A 588-nucleotide genomic window follows, 5' to 3' on the forward strand; every position below is an offset into this window, starting at 1 on the left:
TGATGCTAAACATCAGTCTGGCTCTTCGAAGCCGTTTGGCGACGCGGGAGGAGTCCATCTCATCATTCAAGCCAGCCACTTCGTGGCTCGGCTTAATTCAGGCGTTAGGTGCGATGAAATCCACGACATCAAAAGCAGAAAAGGTAGCGCTTTCCGGCCTGTTTCTGATCCTGTTTGGTCTTTCTGCCGTATTTGAGTATTCCAAGTACCAGCATGGACATGGCTTGTTTTTTTACTTGGCCGGTCCCGACACAACATGGATATCCAGAGCTATCCTCTTAGCTCCTGTGCTTGGAGTAATGGGTTGGTGTTTGTATATGCTCCTAAGAGATAGAGATGACAAAGACAGCATCTAACAATTCATTCAAGCCGCCGCTTCGCGGCGCGGCTTAACTCAAGCGTTACACCCCAATGCACGAGCTAGAAGTTTGCCCGAGGTGCTCAGCAGAATTTATAGCCCGTAACGCGCTTGTTTCTGGTGGGGTTCCCGTTGGCTTTAACGTTTTTACCTTTTCAGATGTGTCGGTAAATATCCGTTGTCCCGACTGCTGGCACGTGTTTTCTGCGCGCAAACTCAAATTTTTCGGA

1 protein-coding gene is annotated in these 588 nt (G+C 49.0%); it reads left to right on the plus strand.

The window, feature by feature from the left end; all coding sequences use genetic code 11:
• A partial coding sequence (locus AB6O04_RS20630; RefSeq protein WP_368566301.1) for a hypothetical protein occupies positions 1–356 on the plus strand: 356 nt, incomplete at its 5' end.
• Positions 357–588 lie beyond the last annotated feature (232 nt).

Source organism: Pseudoxanthomonas sp. UTMC 1351 (assembly GCF_040948865.1).
GTDB lineage: Bacteria > Pseudomonadota > Gammaproteobacteria > Xanthomonadales > Xanthomonadaceae > Pseudoxanthomonas_A.